Annotated in this window: 16 protein-coding genes; 9 read left to right on the forward strand and 7 right to left on the reverse strand. The window is 34.6% G+C overall.

Going from position 1 to position 15,318, the window contains the following annotated elements; genetic code table 11:
• Positions 1-190 precede the first annotated feature (190 nt).
• Positions 191-2,053, forward strand: a complete 1,863-nt coding sequence (locus MG290_RS13100; protein ID WP_264561696.1) for an ABC-F family ATP-binding cassette domain-containing protein — start codon at positions 191-193, stop codon at positions 2,051-2,053.
• Between the two features lie 11 nt (positions 2,054-2,064).
• On the opposite strand, the gene MG290_RS13105 is transcribed toward MG290_RS13100, so the two are convergent.
• Positions 2,065-2,697, reverse strand: coding sequence for an NUDIX hydrolase (locus MG290_RS13105; protein WP_264561697.1), 633 nt, complete (start codon positions 2,695-2,697; stop codon positions 2,065-2,067).
• A 7-nt stretch (positions 2,698-2,704) separates the two neighbouring features.
• Here MG290_RS13105 and pyrE point away from each other — a divergent pair, with 7 nt between their 5' ends.
• From pyrE to lpdA, 3 genes are all read left to right on the forward strand, one after another.
• Positions 2,705-3,346 (forward strand): orotate phosphoribosyltransferase, encoded by a 642-nt coding sequence (gene pyrE, locus MG290_RS13110; RefSeq protein WP_264561698.1) that lies wholly within the window; start codon positions 2,705-2,707, stop codon positions 3,344-3,346.
• Positions 3,347-3,359: 13 nt separating this feature from the next.
• Positions 3,360-3,752: an SRPBCC family protein gene (locus MG290_RS13115; RefSeq protein ID WP_264561699.1), complete on the forward strand. Its 393-nt coding sequence runs from the start codon at positions 3,360-3,362 to the stop codon at positions 3,750-3,752.
• Between the two features lie 98 nt (positions 3,753-3,850).
• A complete protein-coding gene (gene lpdA, locus MG290_RS13120; protein WP_264561700.1) occupies positions 3,851-5,254 on the forward strand; it encodes a dihydrolipoyl dehydrogenase in 1,404 nt (467 codons plus the stop codon).
• Between the two features lie 203 nt (positions 5,255-5,457).
• On the opposite strand, the gene MG290_RS13125 is transcribed toward lpdA, so the two are convergent.
• The gene (locus MG290_RS13125) at positions 5,458-6,777 is read right to left on the reverse strand and encodes a DNA recombination protein RmuC (RefSeq protein ID WP_264561701.1); all 1,320 of its coding nucleotides are present in this window, start codon (positions 6,775-6,777) and stop codon (positions 5,458-5,460) included.
• A gap of 187 nt (positions 6,778-6,964) precedes the next feature.
• Between MG290_RS13125 and MG290_RS13130 the strand changes: the two genes are divergently transcribed.
• Complete coding sequence (locus MG290_RS13130; protein WP_272585667.1) at positions 6,965-7,351, forward strand: START-like domain-containing protein; 387 nt, start codon at positions 6,965-6,967, stop codon at positions 7,349-7,351.
• A gap of 40 nt (positions 7,352-7,391) precedes the next feature.
• Positions 7,392-8,228 carry an aminotransferase class IV gene (locus MG290_RS13135; protein WP_264561702.1) on the forward strand — a complete coding sequence of 279 codons (837 nt, stop codon included), beginning with the start codon at positions 7,392-7,394 and terminating at the stop codon, positions 8,226-8,228.
• On the opposite strand, the gene MG290_RS13140 is transcribed toward MG290_RS13135, so the two are convergent.
• The 5 genes from MG290_RS13140 to MG290_RS13160 all read right to left on the reverse strand — a co-directional run bounded on the left by MG290_RS13140 (position 8,218) and on the right by MG290_RS13160 (position 12,693).
• Complete coding sequence (locus MG290_RS13140) at positions 8,218-8,778, reverse strand: YqgE/AlgH family protein (protein ID WP_257499586.1); 561 nt, start codon at positions 8,776-8,778, stop codon at positions 8,218-8,220. The two genes, MG290_RS13135 and MG290_RS13140, sit on opposite strands and share 11 nt — an antisense overlap.
• A gap of 85 nt (positions 8,779-8,863) precedes the next feature.
• Positions 8,864-9,169, reverse strand: a complete 306-nt coding sequence (locus MG290_RS13145; RefSeq protein ID WP_257499585.1) for an HU family DNA-binding protein — start codon at positions 9,167-9,169, stop codon at positions 8,864-8,866.
• A gap of 119 nt (positions 9,170-9,288) precedes the next feature.
• Positions 9,289-10,233 (reverse strand): methionyl-tRNA formyltransferase, encoded by a 945-nt coding sequence (gene fmt / locus MG290_RS13150; protein ID WP_264561703.1) that lies wholly within the window; start codon positions 10,231-10,233, stop codon positions 9,289-9,291.
• Entirely contained in the window at positions 10,233-12,125 is a 1,893-nt protein-coding gene (locus tag MG290_RS13155) for a RecQ family ATP-dependent DNA helicase (protein WP_264561704.1), read from the reverse strand. The genes fmt and MG290_RS13155 overlap by 1 nt, the downstream gene beginning before the upstream one ends.
• 34 nt (positions 12,126-12,159) lie before the next feature.
• Positions 12,160-12,693 (reverse strand): ATP-binding protein, encoded by a 534-nt coding sequence (locus tag MG290_RS13160; RefSeq protein ID WP_264561705.1) that lies wholly within the window; start codon positions 12,691-12,693, stop codon positions 12,160-12,162.
• A gap of 112 nt (positions 12,694-12,805) precedes the next feature.
• Here MG290_RS13160 and MG290_RS13165 point away from each other — a divergent pair, with 112 nt between their 5' ends.
• Genes MG290_RS13165 through murA form a run of 3 tightly spaced genes read left to right on the forward strand, consistent with a single transcriptional unit; the run spans position 12,806 to position 15,223 of the window.
• Complete coding sequence (locus tag MG290_RS13165) at positions 12,806-13,093, forward strand: DUF493 family protein (protein ID WP_257499581.1); 288 nt, start codon at positions 12,806-12,808, stop codon at positions 13,091-13,093.
• 7 nt (positions 13,094-13,100) lie between these two features.
• On the forward strand, positions 13,101-13,907 hold the full coding sequence (locus tag MG290_RS13170; protein WP_264561706.1) for a DUF4290 domain-containing protein: 807 nt from the start codon (positions 13,101-13,103) through the stop codon (positions 13,905-13,907).
• Complete coding sequence (gene murA / locus MG290_RS13175) at positions 13,907-15,223, forward strand: UDP-N-acetylglucosamine 1-carboxyvinyltransferase (protein WP_264561707.1); 1,317 nt, start codon at positions 13,907-13,909, stop codon at positions 15,221-15,223. Before MG290_RS13170 ends, murA begins: the two co-directional genes overlap by 1 nt.
• The last annotated feature ends 95 nt before the right edge of the window (positions 15,224-15,318 follow it).

The raw sequence follows: 15,318 nt of genomic DNA on the forward strand, positions 1-15,318 counted from the left end.
TGCTGCCAAAGTATGTTCATTAGGTCAGATAACCGATGCTTTATTTAAAGTAGGCGGTCAATACCGCAGAAATATGTAACCTGAATACAAGAAACCCGCTCCAGATTTGAAGCGGGTTTTGTTTATATTGTGCGATTAGTAATCATAGTTACATTCAAAAACCGTATTTTTGTGCCTCAAGAAATCAATCATGAATTATCTCTCAGTAGAAAATATATCAAAATCATTCGGAGCGCGTACGCTTTTTGAAGGCGTATCGTTTGGTATCAACAAAGACCAAAAAATTGCATTTGTTGCCAAGAACGGAACCGGAAAATCGACCATATTAAACATTATCAATGGATTGGATTTTCCTGATACTGGGCAAGTGGTAATCCGTAAAGGAATCCGAATGGAGTTTTTGTCGCAAGACCCTGATTTACAAGACGAATTAACGGTTGAAGAAAGCATTTTTGCATCAGATAACGAAATTCTTAAAGTTATTGAGCGATACGAAAAGGCATTGGAAAACATGGACGATCAAGAGGAATATCAATTGGCGTTTGATCAAATGGATCGGTTCAATGCATGGGATTTTGAAACACAATACAAACAAATTCTCTTTAAATTAAAATTAGAAGATTTAAAGATGAAAGTAAAAAACATGTCAGGTGGGCAAAAGAAACGCTTGGCATTGGCAATTGTTCTAATCAATAAACCCGATTTACTGATTTTAGACGAGCCCACCAACCATCTGGATTTGGAAATGATTGAATGGCTAGAAGATTACTTCGCCAAAGAAAACATTACCTTGTTTATGGTTACCCACGACCGTTTCTTTTTAGAGCGTGTTTGTAATGAAATTATCGAATTAGACAACGGAAAAATCTATCAATATAAAGGAAATTATTCGTACTATTTACAGAAAAAAGAAGAGCGTATTGCATCTGAAAACGCATCGATCGATAAAGCCAAAAATCTATTTGTGAAAGAGTTGGATTGGATGCGCCGTCAGCCAAAAGCACGCACCACCAAGTCAAAATCTCGACAAGACGATTTCTACGTTATTAAAGAAAAAGCACATTCCCGCCGAAAAGAACATCAGTTGGAATTAGAAATCAATATGGAGCGAATGGGCTCTAAAGTTATTGAAATGCACAATGTTTCTTTAGCTTTTAACGATAAAATCATACTAAAAAACTTCGATTATCTGTTTAATCGTGGCGAACGCATCGGTATTATTGGTAAAAACGGAACGGGAAAATCTACATTTTTAAATATTTTAACCCAAACAATCCAACCCGATTCTGGCAAAGTGGTTATTGGCGATACCATTAAGGTGGGATATTACACACAAAGTGGCATCAACCCAAAACCCGAACAAAAAGTTATTGATATTATTAAAGAATACGGCGAGCATATCCCGCTGACTAAGGGAAGAACCATCTCGGCAGGGCAATTGTTAGAACGATTTTTGTTTGATAGAAAAAAACAGCACGATTTTGTAGAGAAATTAAGCGGGGGCGAATTAAAACGATTGTATTTATGTACAGTTTTAATTCAAAATCCTAACTTCTTGATTCTCGATGAGCCTACAAATGATCTGGATATTGTTACCTTAAATGTACTAGAAAACTTTTTGTTAGATTATCCCGGATGTTTATTGGTAGTGTCACATGACCGCTATTTTATGGATAAAATTGTAGACCACTTATTTGTGTTTAGAGGCGAAGGAGAGATTGAGGATTTCCCCGGCAACTATTCTGATTTTAGAATTTACGAAGATTCTGCCGAACCTGTGAAAGACGATGCACCGAAAGAAAAGGTGAATTGGAAAGACAATCAGCCTAAAAAGTCAGGTTTAAGTTTCAACGAACAAAAAGAATTTTCTAAAATTGAACGAGAAATAAAAGATCTGGAATATCAGAAAAAGCAAATCGAAGAAGGTTTTTCAAATGGAACTGTTTCCGATGAAGAAATGATTTCAAAAGGCTTGGAATTGCAAAAAATAATTGAAACCTTAGAAGAAAAAGAAGAACGCTGGTTTGAACTTTCTTTAAAAATGGAAGAATAAAAAAAGGAATCTTAAATGATTCCTTTTTCTTTTTCTAAAACAGTTTGGTCATAAACCGTATCATTAAACAACAATTTAATGTTTTGGTACGAATTTTTAAGAAGTTCTGGAATATCCTTTTTATCAACCCAAACCACTTTTTCAATGCCTTCTTCAATTTGTCCGTGTAAGTTGCCTTTGTATTTAGTGTTCATTAAAAACCAATAGGTTATTTTTAAACGGTATTCACCGTTACGCTTAAAAATGTGAAAAGTTTTTTCTAATCGTTTGTTTATTTTTAAATTTTTGCAACCAGTTTCTTCTTCCACCTCTCTGATAGAAGTTTGTTCAATAGTTTCATTTTTTTCAATACCACCCTTTGGTAAATCCCATTTGCCGTTGCGAAAAATAAACAAAACCTGTTTCTTATCATTTTCAACCAAACCGCCACCTGCTTTGTTCACTGTAATTTTATCCTTAAAAAGTTTCATTAACTGTTCTTCGAAAGGATGATATAAGTAAGCATTTGTAACTTCACCACTAAAATATTGAGCAATTAACTTTTGCAGGTCAATAGTTTCAAGCAAATAATATTTAAAGTTGCGTTCTTTTTCTAGCGTACTTGTTAAAAAAAGTGGCTTATCATTAATAAAAACTTTATACATTTGTAATATGATTTTTAACGACAATACAGCACAGAAAACGGCCGAATTGCTTTTACAAATAAACGCAATTAAATTAAATCCTAAAAATCCTTTTACATGGGCTTCAGGATGGAAATCGCCAATTTATTGCGATAATCGCATAACTCTTTCATTTCCAGAAATTAGAAAATTTTTAAAAAACGAATTTGCTGCAAATATTGTAGATAAATTTGGTAAACCCGACTATATCGCAGGTGTGGCAACCGGTGCCATTGGTATTGGTTTGTTGGTTGCCGAAGCCTTAGAATTGCCTTTTATTTATGTTCGCCCAGAAGCTAAAAAGCACGGTCGTCAAAACCAGATCGAAGGTCAGTTTGAAGCTGGTAAAACCGTAGTTGTGGTAGAAGATTTAATCAGTACCGGAAAAAGCAGTTTGCAAGCAGTTGATGCGTTGCGCGCTGCCGATGCCAATATTTTGGGAATGGCTGCTATTTTTACGTATGGATTTGATGTTGCTACAGAAAATTTTAAAAATGCAGACATACAATTGGTAACATTAAGCAATTATCCAACGTTGTTAAAAGCGGCGGTAGAAAAAAAATACATCTCGCAAGAAGAAGTTGCTACTTTGAGTGATTGGAGCAAAGACCCTTCTGTTTGGGGAGTTTAAAAAAATATAAATTATGAATTTAGAAAGTCCGATAGTAACTGTTCAAAAATCATCAGCGTATTTGTTTGATGCTTTAAGCGATATTAAAAATTTCGAAAAGCTAATGCCCGAAAACATTGCTAAGTTTGAAGTAATAGACGAAAACTGCTTTGAATTTGCACTAAAAGGAATGCCTGAAATTAAATTGGTAAAAAAAAGTGCTACACCAAATACAGAAGTTGTTTTGGGAGCCGCTAGTAGCAAACTACCTTTTACTTTAATTGCCAAATTAGACGAAAAAGCCACAGAAGAAACCAACGTACAGTTGTTTTTTGAGGGCGATTTTAACCCAATGATGGCTATGATGATTAAAGGTCCCATTGGAAAGTTTATTGAAACTTTAGCTGAAAATATGCATAAACTTTAAAAAAAATTAGCAGCATTCACCATTTCGTAAATGCTTATTTCACAATAATAAATCGTACTTTTGTACAACTTTAATTTTTACACTAAAAAATATAAAATATGAATTCATTTGACGTAGTTGTAATAGGTTCTGGTCCGGGCGGATATGTTTCAGCAATTCGTTGCGCACAATTAGGAATGAAAACTGCAATCATTGAAAAATACCCAACTTTAGGAGGTACTTGCTTAAATGTAGGCTGTATTCCTTCTAAAGCCTTGTTGGCATCATCGCACCATGTGGATGAAATGAAACATTTTGCAGATCACGGTATTGAATTGCCTGGTGACGTTAAAATCGATTTACAAAAAATGATTGCCCGTAAACAAGCAGTTGTTGATCAAACTTGTGGCGGCGTTAAATTTTTAATGGATAAAAACAGCATCACTGTTTTTGAAGGTGTTGGATCTTTTGAAAATGCAACTACTATAAATGTAACAAAAAATGATGGTTCTGTTGAGCAAGTTTCTGCTAAAAATACTATTATCGCAACAGGATCTAAACCGTCTTCTTTGCCTTTTATTTCAATCGATAAAGAGCGTATCATTACTTCTACCGAAGCATTAAAGTTAAAAGAAATTCCTAAACACTTAATCATTATTGGTGGTGGTGTTATTGGGTTAGAATTAGGTCAGGTTTATTTGCGTTTAGGCGCACAGGTTTCTGTTGTAGAATATGCAGACCGCGTGTTGCCTACTATGGACGGAGCGGTTTCTAAAGAATTGACTAAAGTGTTGAAGAAAGCAGGAATGAAATTCTACACTTCGCACAAAGTTCAAAAAGTAGAACGAAACGGCGATGCTGTTTTGGTGGAAGCTTTAAACGCTAAAAACGAAGTAATTTCTTTAGATGGAGATTACGCCTTGGTTTGTGTTGGTCGTCGTCCTTACACTGATGGATTGAACGCTGAAAAAGCTGGAGTGAAATTAACCGAAAGAGGTCAGGTTGAAGTAAATGATCATTTACAAACAACAGCTTCAAATATTTATGCGATTGGTGATGTGGTTCGTGGTGCCATGTTAGCTCACAAGGCAGAAGAAGAAGGTGTTTTGGTTGCTGAACAATTAGCAGGTCAAAAACCACATATCGATTACAACTTGATTCCTGGTGTTGTTTACACTTGGCCAGAAGTTGCTGCTGTTGGTAAAACAGAAGAGCAGTTGAAAGCAGAAAACAAAGAATACAAAGTGGGGCAGTTCCCGTTTAAAGCTTTAGGTCGCGCACGCGCATCTTCTGATTTAGACGGATTTGTTAAGATTTTAGCAGATAAAACTACCGACGAAATTTTAGGTTTCCATATTGTTGGCGCTCGTGCTGCAGATTTAATTGCAGAAGCAGTGGTTGCAATGGAATACCGTGCTTCGGCAGAAGATATTTCTCGTATGTCACACGCACACCCAACGTTTGCAGAAGCTATTAAAGAAGCTGCGTTGGCTGCTACAGAAAACAGAGCGTTACACGTATAGTTTTATAAAATATCAGATAAAAAAAAATCGAACATTATGTTCGATTTTTTTATTCTATAAATTCAGAATTTGATTTTGCGCTTTAAAAAATAATCGACTAGCTTGTCAAGCTGAACTTGTTTAACTTCGTTCTGTTCGCAAGCTCGGGTCAGCTTCTCATTAGTATAGCACAAGAAAAGGATTAGAAAGTATGATCTAATAGTTTAATATTCAGAATCCTCTTCATCGTTAAAATCATTCAGAATATTTTTTGGCGAAATACCGTATTTCAGTAAATGATTTGTTTGCGATAAAATATTTCCTCTACCTTCTCTTAACTGATTTTGTGCTTTTAAATACGAATCTTGTGCCTGCTGAATTTGTTTGCCAACCTGCTCGAAACTTTTGGTGAAAAGAACTGTTTTTTCATAAATTTTTTCGGCTTGTTTTACAATTTTTTGTGCCGATTTGTCTTGTTTGTCTCTATTCCATAAATCCGAAATCAATTTTAAACAAGCAATTAAATTTGTTGGGCTAATCAATAAAATACGTTTTTTGTAAGCCTCGTTCCAAAGGTTACTATCTTGCTGTATCGCTAGTAAATATGCAGGCTCAATTGGTATAAACATCATGGTGAAATCTAAACCACTTACGAGATTTTGATAATTTTTATTACTCAATTCTTCAATATGTATGCGTAGCGCCTTTAAATGGTTATTCAAATGAATAGTCTGCTCATCTACATTTTCAGTCTGGCAATAGGCATCATAAGCATTTAATGAAACTTTTGAATCAATCACAATTGATTTTTGATCAGGTAAATCAATAATAATATCGGGGCGTACATTTTTTCCTTCCATAACCAAATTGTGTTGCACACGGTATTCTCTGTTTTTGCAAAGCCCAGACTGTTGTAAAATATTTTCTAAAATCACTTCGCCCCAATCGCCTTGTTTCTTATGATTTGTTTTTAACGCATTAGCCAAATTGTTAGCTTCGGTACTGATTTTATTGGTTTGCAACAACAGTTCCTTAATGCGTTCGTCTAAAGAAAAGCGAATCTTCGATTCTTTTTCATACGTTTCTTCTACTTGTTTTTTAAAGCGTTCTATGTTTTCGTTTAGTGGTTTAAGAACGGCATCAATATTCTCTTGGTTGGTTTTTGTAAATCGTTCTGCTTTTTCTTCCAATAATTTTTGGGCAATGTGTTCAAACTGCAATGTTGTTTGCTTATGTAAATGCGCAATTTCAGCTTTTTGAAAATCCATTTTTTCTTTTAATACCCGATTAGTCGTTTTGGCATCATAGTTTTCATGAGTCATTAATTTGTTTTGCTCTTGCAGCACTTCCATTTCTTTTAATAGCATTTCACATTTATCAGTAAGTTCGCTGTTTTTGAAAAGAAGTAAAGAGTGGTTGTTTTCTAATTCATGAATCATTTGCTCTTTTGCATCGCTTGTTTTCTTTAACCGAATGTTTTTATTGATCAAAATAAGCGATATTACAAAAAGAACAAGGACTAATATTTGAGAGATTGTAAACATTTTTTGTTGTAAAAATATAAATAAGGTGCGACTTTATTTGTCGTTTTACAAATTAAAACCAACTAAAAACCTTCAATATTTGAAAAATGGAAATGTTGATTATTTGTAAGCGGAATTTCATTCAATTAATTCCAAAAAAATTTGCTAATAGTTTTATTTTTTATATATTTCGCAAAAAAAATAAACTATGAAAACAAAGTTTGAGATTGAATACCCCATAACAGCTTCCCCGCAATTGTTGTATCAATATATTTCAACTCCTTCGGGGCTTACAGAGTGGTTTGCAGATGACGTGAACTCGCGAGGTGAATTGTTTACTTTTATTTGGGAAGATAGTGAAGAAAAAGCAAAATTGGTCACAAAAAAAACCGATGAAAAAGTAAAATTTCGTTGGTTGGATGAAGAAGGTGCCGATACAGAATATTTCTTTGAACTTCGTATTGTTTTAGATGAGCTTACTAAAGATGTAACTTTAATGGTAACCGATTTCGCAGAGGAAAACGAAGTGAAAGATCAAACGCAATTATGGAACAACCAAATTGCAGATTTGAAAAAAGTATTAGGGTCTGCATAATTAAAGCCTTATATTTGCTCTGAATTTCAGAGCTTTTTTTATGATTAATTTTAATGGAGATTTAGTAGGTCAGTCTAACGAACATATTGAACAAAACCGTGGTTTTTTATATGCAGATGCGGTTTTTGAAACATTAAAGGTTTTAGACGGAAGAATTCTTTTTCTTGAAGATCATTATTTTAGACTAATGGCTTCCTTGCGAATTCTGCGTATGGAAATTCCACTCGATTTTACATTAGAATACATGGAAAGTCAAATCATAAAAACCACTACTGCTTTAAATTTAACCCACGCTCGTGTGCGCTTAACTGTTTTTAGAAACGGAAGCGGGAAGTATTTACCAGAGCAAAGAACCGTAGGTTTTGTAATTGTGGCTGAACCCGCTGCAACCATCTATACAAATAAGCTTGAAAAATACGAAGTGGAACTTTTTAAAGATTTTTACATATCAAAACATTTGTTAAGTTCTTTAAAAACAACCAGTTGTTTGGTGAATATCACTGCAAGTATTTTCGCGCAAGAAAATGGTTACGAAAATTGTTTGTTGATTAATGATGAAAAAAATGTGGTGGAAGCCACCAATGGAAATGTTTTTTTAATTACAAATAATACGGTGGTAACACCTCCAATCAGCGATGGATGTAAAAATGGAATTATCCGCAAAAAGATGATTGAAATTATTAAAAAATCAGAGGATTTACTTTTTGAAGAGCGGTCTATTTCTCCGTTTGAGTTACAAAAAGCAGATGAAATGTTTATAACCAACATTGCCGTAGGTATCCAATCGGTAACGCAATACCGAAAAAAGAAGTTTGATCAAACAGTGGCAAATAATTTATTGGTAAAATTAAATGCCTTAGTTAGGTTCAATTCATAACGGGATCTTCGGGTGCATTTGCCCAAATGATAAATTCATCGCCCAAATCAATCATTAATTCTTTCCATAATTTAGAGGGTGTTTTTTCTAGTAAATGATTGGTGAATTGGTTTTCTACACACGTCCAAGCTTTTTGCTGTACTTCTTCTTGCAATTGGTTTTCTTCCCAACCACTGTATCCTAAGAAAAAGCGAATGTCTTTTTGCGAAACTTTGTTTTCTTTTAAAAGTTCAAACAATATTTCATAATCGCCCCCCCAAAAAATACCGTCTTTAATTTCGATACTGTTTGGTATTAATGAAGGAATGGTGTGTATAAAGTATAAATTGTCTTGTTCTACCGGACCACCACTGAAAATTCTGAAATTTACCGAAGCTTCAGGTATCACATCTTGTAATGTTAAATTCAAAGGCTTGTTCAGAATAAATCCTACACTTCCTTTAGCATTGTGTTCAGCTAATAATAAAACGGTTCTACTAAAAACGGTGTCTAATAAAACCGAAGAATCAGCTATTAATAACTTTCCTTTAGTGGGGGTTAACTGTTTCATAATTTACTTTTTTATTTAAAAGTAAAAAAAAAATAAAAAAAACCACACTTTTCAGGTGGTTTTTAATTATCCAAAAAGAAAAAAATTATTTTTTCTTTTTCGCTGCAGCTTTAACAGGTGTGTTTACAGCTCCGTCTAAATCAGCACCAGCTTTAAATTTAACTACTTTTTTAGCAGCAATTTTAATTGATTTCCCAGTTTGTGGATTTCTACCTTCTCTTTCTGCTCTTTCAGAAACAGACCAAGATCCAAAACCTACTAAAGAAATTTTTTCTCCTTTAGTTAATGTTTCACCAACATTTTTTAAAAATGATTCTAAAGCTGATTTAGCTGCTGTTTTGCTAATTCCTGCATCTTCTGCAATCGCGTCGATTAATTGTGTTTTGTTCATAATAATTTTTTTTTATTGAGTTAATCTTAACATATACAAATTTAAAAGTTAAATTCATTTATACAACTTTTTTTTGTAAAAAAGTGAGAAAAATAGCGGAAAAAAGCTATTAAATGGCCTTAATTACACTTTGCTTGCTCTGAAAATTGCATTCCGTTGAGTAATTCTGTTGTTTTCATTTTCTTTTTTCCTGGAAATTGCAACGACAAAACTTCGATAAATCCATCAATAGTAGCAATTTCTATTGTTTTTTTCGTAGCGATAAAACTTCCGGGTTGGTGATTGTGTTTTTCGGTTCGATAAGATACATCGTGTAATTTAACATTCCATTCGTTTTCATGATCTATCAAAATGGTATAAGCAGAAGGATAGGGATTTAACCCCCGAATTAAATTGTAAACTTCTTTACTTTCCTTATTAAAGTTTATTTTACAATTTTCTCGGTTAAGTTTATACGCCGTTTTTGTGTCTTCTGCAGGTTGCAGCGTGGTGGTGGCATTGTTGTTTTTTATTAACTCTAAGGTTTCAATGACTGCGTCTGCGCCTAAATGCATCAATTTGTCGTGCAATGTTCCGGCGGTTTCATTTGGTGCAATATGTGCTTCTTTTTTTAGGATTATAGCACCTGTGTCTATCTTTTCATCAATAAAAAATGTAGTTACGCCTGTTTTTTCTTCTCCGTTGATAATTGCCCAATTTATGGGAGCGGCTCCGCGGTAATCGGGAAGTAAAGATGCGTGTAAATTAAACGTGCCAAATTCGGGCATTGCCCAAACGGCCTTTGGCAACATCCTAAAAGCTACCACTATTTGCAAGTTGGCGTTTAATGCGGCCAATTCTGCAAGAAAAGTTTCCGATTTTAGGTTGGTGGGTTGCAAAACCTTTAAGTTATTTTGCTCGGCATATATTTTTACGGCAGATTGTTGCAGTTTTTGACCGCGGCCTGCTGGTTTGTCTGGTGCTGTAACCACAGCTGCAATTTCGTAATTGTTTTTGTAGATTGTATCTAAAATTCCCACGGCAAAGTCGGGTGTTCCCATGAAAACAATTCGTAGTTTATTCATTATAATTTAATATAGGTTGCGTTTTGATAAATAAATTGGTTTTCTTCAATTAATTCGGTTAAGGCTTGCGCCAAGTAAATTGTTTGGTTTAAATAACGACTTTTTAATTCGCTCAATTCAAAAACATGACCTTTTGGGTGGTTTTTTAATTGATTTTTTATTTGTGAAAGCACATCCTCTGCGCTGTTTTTCTTTTGAATACAAACCGAACATTTGCCGCAATCATCGGTATATAGCTCATCGAAATAATCTAATAAGATTTTGTTTTTACAAACCGATTGATTGGTTACATAATGCAGCATTGCTTTGAATTGCATGTCTTTTACATTGTTAAACTGCACCAAATTTTTTGCCACTCGGTTAATAGTTATATCATCTTCACGAATTTCGTTTAAAACAATATTTGTATCATTTGGGGCTTGTGTAAAGGAGCAAAATCCTTTTAAAACCCAAGAGTCAATAATTTCAATAATTTTTTGGTTGGGTATTTTGGTATGTTTTGCCAATACATCAATGTCTATAAAGGTGTCACTTTCGTGTATGCCGCGGTAATGGTGCAAAATACTTAAAAAGATAATTTCTTCGATAGAATGATTACTAAAATATGCAATGGCATCTTCAGAATTTAATAAAAAATGTATGTAATTTTTATATTTAAAATGTTGTTCAAAAGTAAGAACCGATTGCCTGTCTAAAAAAGCAAACGCATGAAAGGTTTTGCTTACGGGCAAATTGTGTTTCTTACAAAAATCTTTAAAATTAAAACGAATGGTTTCGTTAAAACCTTCGCCATAAGCAATTTGAAATTGGTTTACAAAGCGTTTATATACCAGCTTTACAAAGTCGGTTTCTAAGTGGTTGTGCTGATGAAAATTAGTGGCTTCGGTAACGCTGTAATTGTTTAAGATTAATGTGGCAAAAGCTTTTTCGCCATCACGTCCGGCACGTCCGGCTTCTTGATAGTAACTCTCTAAATTATCGGGAATATGCAAATGAATCACATTGCGCACGTTGGGCTTATCAATCCCCATTCCAAAAGCATTCGTAGCTACCATTACCAAGGTTTTTTCGCTAATCCATTGGTTTAACTTTTCTTTTTTTGATTTAAAATCCAAACCTCCGTGAAAAAAATCGGCAGCAATACCGTATGATTTCAAATTTTCTGCCACTTCAACCGTTGCTTTTCTACTTTTCACATAAACAATTGCGGGTGCATTTGATTTTTTTAAAATTTGAAACATTATTTCTTCGGTGCTTTCTTGTTGATAAACGCCATAATGCAATTCATTCCGCAAAAATGATTTTTTAAACGTTTGCGGATTCACCAAATGAAGGCTGTTAATGATATCATCTTGCACACGTTTGTTGGCCGAAGCCGTTAAAGCAATAAACGGCACATTGGGCAACCATTCTTTTAACTTGCCAATTTCTAAATATGCAGGACGAAAATCGTGTCCCCATTGCGAAATACAGTGTGCTTCGTCTATCGCTACCAAATTTATAGGCAATTGAATGATTCGGCTTAAAATCCATTCATTTTTTAAGCGTTCGGGAGCTATATACAGAAATTTGAAGTTTCCGTAAAGCGAATTATCCAGCAAGTTTGAAATTTCTTCGGTTGATAGGTTTCCTGAAATAGAAAGTGCTTTGATATTGCGGTCTTTTAATTGATTGATTTGATCTTCAATCAACGCAATTAAAGGTGAAATCACCAAGCAAATACCATCGGTCATTAAGGCTGGAATTTGAAAACAAATACTTTTGCCACCGCCAGTTGGTAGTAGTGCAAGCGTATCGTTTCCCTGAACCACCGACTCTATGATTTCTTCTTGCGGAAAGCGAAAAGCATCATGGTTCCAATGTTTTTTTAAAATGTGTAAAGCTTCAAACAAAACCGTGTTTTTTTTCTTTAAAAATAAAGAAAATTTACAAATTATTCAAAATAAAAGCAATTCTTGTTTCTAAATCACCTTTTGGCACCTCTTGTAGGTGATAGCCATAGCTTTCGTAGGTTTCCACCAAGTGATTGTGAATAAGTTGGGCTTGTTCAAAATTCTCATAGCGTTCGTTGTCGCATTCGTAAATTTCTTCCCAAGGCGGTAAAATAAAAATTTTTGTATAGCGGTGTTCTTTGCAAGCGTCTTCGAATACGGTAGGGTAGGCATCGCCAATATAGTGCATATACGCCAACACATCGGGAATTCCACGATCAATAAAAACGCAATCGGCATTTTCGGTTAGTGCATTTTTAAATTGCTCAATACGCCCTTTTAATAGCAGTTCGCTAAACAATAAAGGTTCTTTTAAAAACAATTGATCAACACCTGTTTTTTGTGCATCTAAAGTAACTTGTCGCGAAATTTCAGGATAGCAAACGTATCCTTTTTCAGCCAATTTATTAATAACCGATGTTTTGCCCGAACCAGGACCGCCAATTAAAACAATAATTTTCTTATCCACTTTAAAAATCAAAATGCAAAATTACTATAATTATTAAAACCAATAGTCATTTTAAGTCTTTAATTAGTATATTTACTTAAATCTAATGTATATTTGTACTAATTTTTATTATATGGATCAAAAAGCAGAAGAATTTTATGCACGCCTAAAAGCCGAGCTAGAAAATACGACCGAAAAATGGCCGGTAGAATACTTATACAAATTTATTGTTCCAGCTGATGAGGCTAAAATTGCCTTAATTGAAAAGGCTTTCAACAATATGGGAGCAGTAATTAAAACAAATAAATCTAAAAACGGAAACTACTCAAGTGTTTCAATAAATGTGGTGATGGGCAGTGCAGATGCAATTATTGAAAAATACAAAGAAGTTTCAACTATAGAAGGAATTATTTCCTTATAAATTTTATATGAAATTTAATCCAACAGAAGCAATAAACAATTTAGAATACAACACCAACCGCAGAGATTTGGTGTTGCCTGAATATGGTCGTCATTTGCAAAAATTAATCGACCAAGTTATTTTAATAGAAGACCGTGAAGAGCGCAACCGTGCAGCACGTGCCGTGATTGATATAATGGGAACGATTAATCCGCATTTGCGCGATGTGTTAGATTTTCAACACAAACTATGGGATCAGCTTTTTAAAATGTCGCGTTTTGAGTTAGACGTAGATTCACCTTATGAAAAACCAAAAGCAGTAACCGATTTTCACGAACCGGTTTTAATTGACTATCCCAAAAACAACCATGAATACCGTTTTTATGGTTCCAATATTGTGGATATGATTCAAGAAGCTGTTAATTGGGAAGAAGGAGAGCGGAAAGATGCTTTAATCATGGTGATTGCCAACCACATGAAGAAAAGTTATGTGAACTGGAATAATGAATCGGTAGAAGATGCTGTGATTTTTCAACATTTAAAAAAATTATCGGCAGGCAAAATTGATTTAACAACCGGCGTTGATGAGAACAACAATTCGGTGAACCTTGCCAAAACAAATAACTGGAACAACCCATATCAAAACAACCGCAATGCTTCGGGTGGTAATTCCAATAACCGCAACAATCAATTTCAAAATCGCAACAATTCAGGAAACAACAGTCAAAGAAACAATTCGAATAATAATTCTAATAACAAACAAGGGAACAACACCAATAATAGATTTGTTAAGAAAAATAATACTAATTCACCGAAAAACAGAAACACAAATTAATGGGAACTTTTAAGATAGAAGGTGGGCATCCGTTAAATGGAATTGTACAACCGCAAGGAGCTAAAAATGAAGCACTTCAAATTTTATGTGCTGTTTTACTGACTGATCAAAAAATCACAATTTCAAATATTCCTGATATCATCGATGTAAACAAACTAATTACATTGTTAGAAAACTTAGGCGTTGCTGTTGAAAAAATCGACCGAAACACCTATTCCTTTCAGGCAGATCAGGTGAATATGGCTTATTTAGAGTCGGATAAATTCCGCGAAGAAGGAAAATCGCTTAGAGGGTCTATCATGATTGTGGGGCCGTTATTAGCACGATTTGGAAAAGGATACATACCCAAACCGGGAGGAGATAAAATTGGTCGCCGCAGATTAGATACCCATTTTGAAGGATTTATCAATTTAGGAGCTACTTTTAGATACAACCGCGAAGAATATTTTTACGGGGTAGAAGCGCCCAATGGCTTAACAGGCACCTATATGTTGCTAGATGAAGCTTCTGTTACCGGAACAGCCAATATTGTAATGGCTGCTGTTTTAGCAAAAGGAACCACCACTATATACAACGCTGCTTGTGAACCGTATTTGCAACAATTGTGTAAGATGCTGAACGCCATGGGTGCAAAAATTACTGGCGTTGGATCGAATTTGTTAACGATAGAAGGTGTGGAACGCTTAGGTGGATGCACGCACCAAATTTTACCCGATATGATCGAAATTGGGTCATGGATTGGTTTGGCAGCAATGACACGTAGCGAGGTTACCATAAAAAATGTAAGCTGGGAAAATTTAGGTGTGATACCAACAGCTTTCAGAAAATTGGGAATTACCATTGAAAAAGTAAACGAAGACGATATTTTCATTCCTGCACACACCAACGGTTATGAAATTAAAGGCGATATTGACGGATCTATTTTAACAATTTCTGATGCCCCATGGCCAGGATTAACTCCCGATTTATTAAGTATATTTTTAGTAGTTGCAGCACAGGCCAAGGGAGAGGTGTTGATTCACCAAAAAATGTTTGAATCACGTTTGTTTTTCGTTGACAAATTGATTGATATGGGTGCAAAGATTATTTTGTGCGATCCACACCGCGCTGTAATCATTGGCCATGATTTTAAATCGCAGTTAAAGGCTACCAAAATGTCATCACCTGATATTCGTGCCGGAATTTCATTGTTAATTGCAGCGTTATCAGCAAAAGGAACAAGTGTCATTCAAAACATCGATCAAATAGATCGCGGTTACGAAAACATTGATGAACGCTTAAGAGCTTTAGGAGCAAAAATTGAGCGTTTGGATTAATTATAAGTTTTAAGCAATAAGCTAAAAGCAAAACTCCGACGAAGTTCTAAACTTCGTCGGAGTTTTTGCTTAGATTGAACTAATGAATACGCAGT

The organism is Flavobacterium sp. CBA20B-1 (assembly GCF_028473145.1).
Lineage (GTDB): Bacteria > Bacteroidota > Bacteroidia > Flavobacteriales > Flavobacteriaceae > Flavobacterium.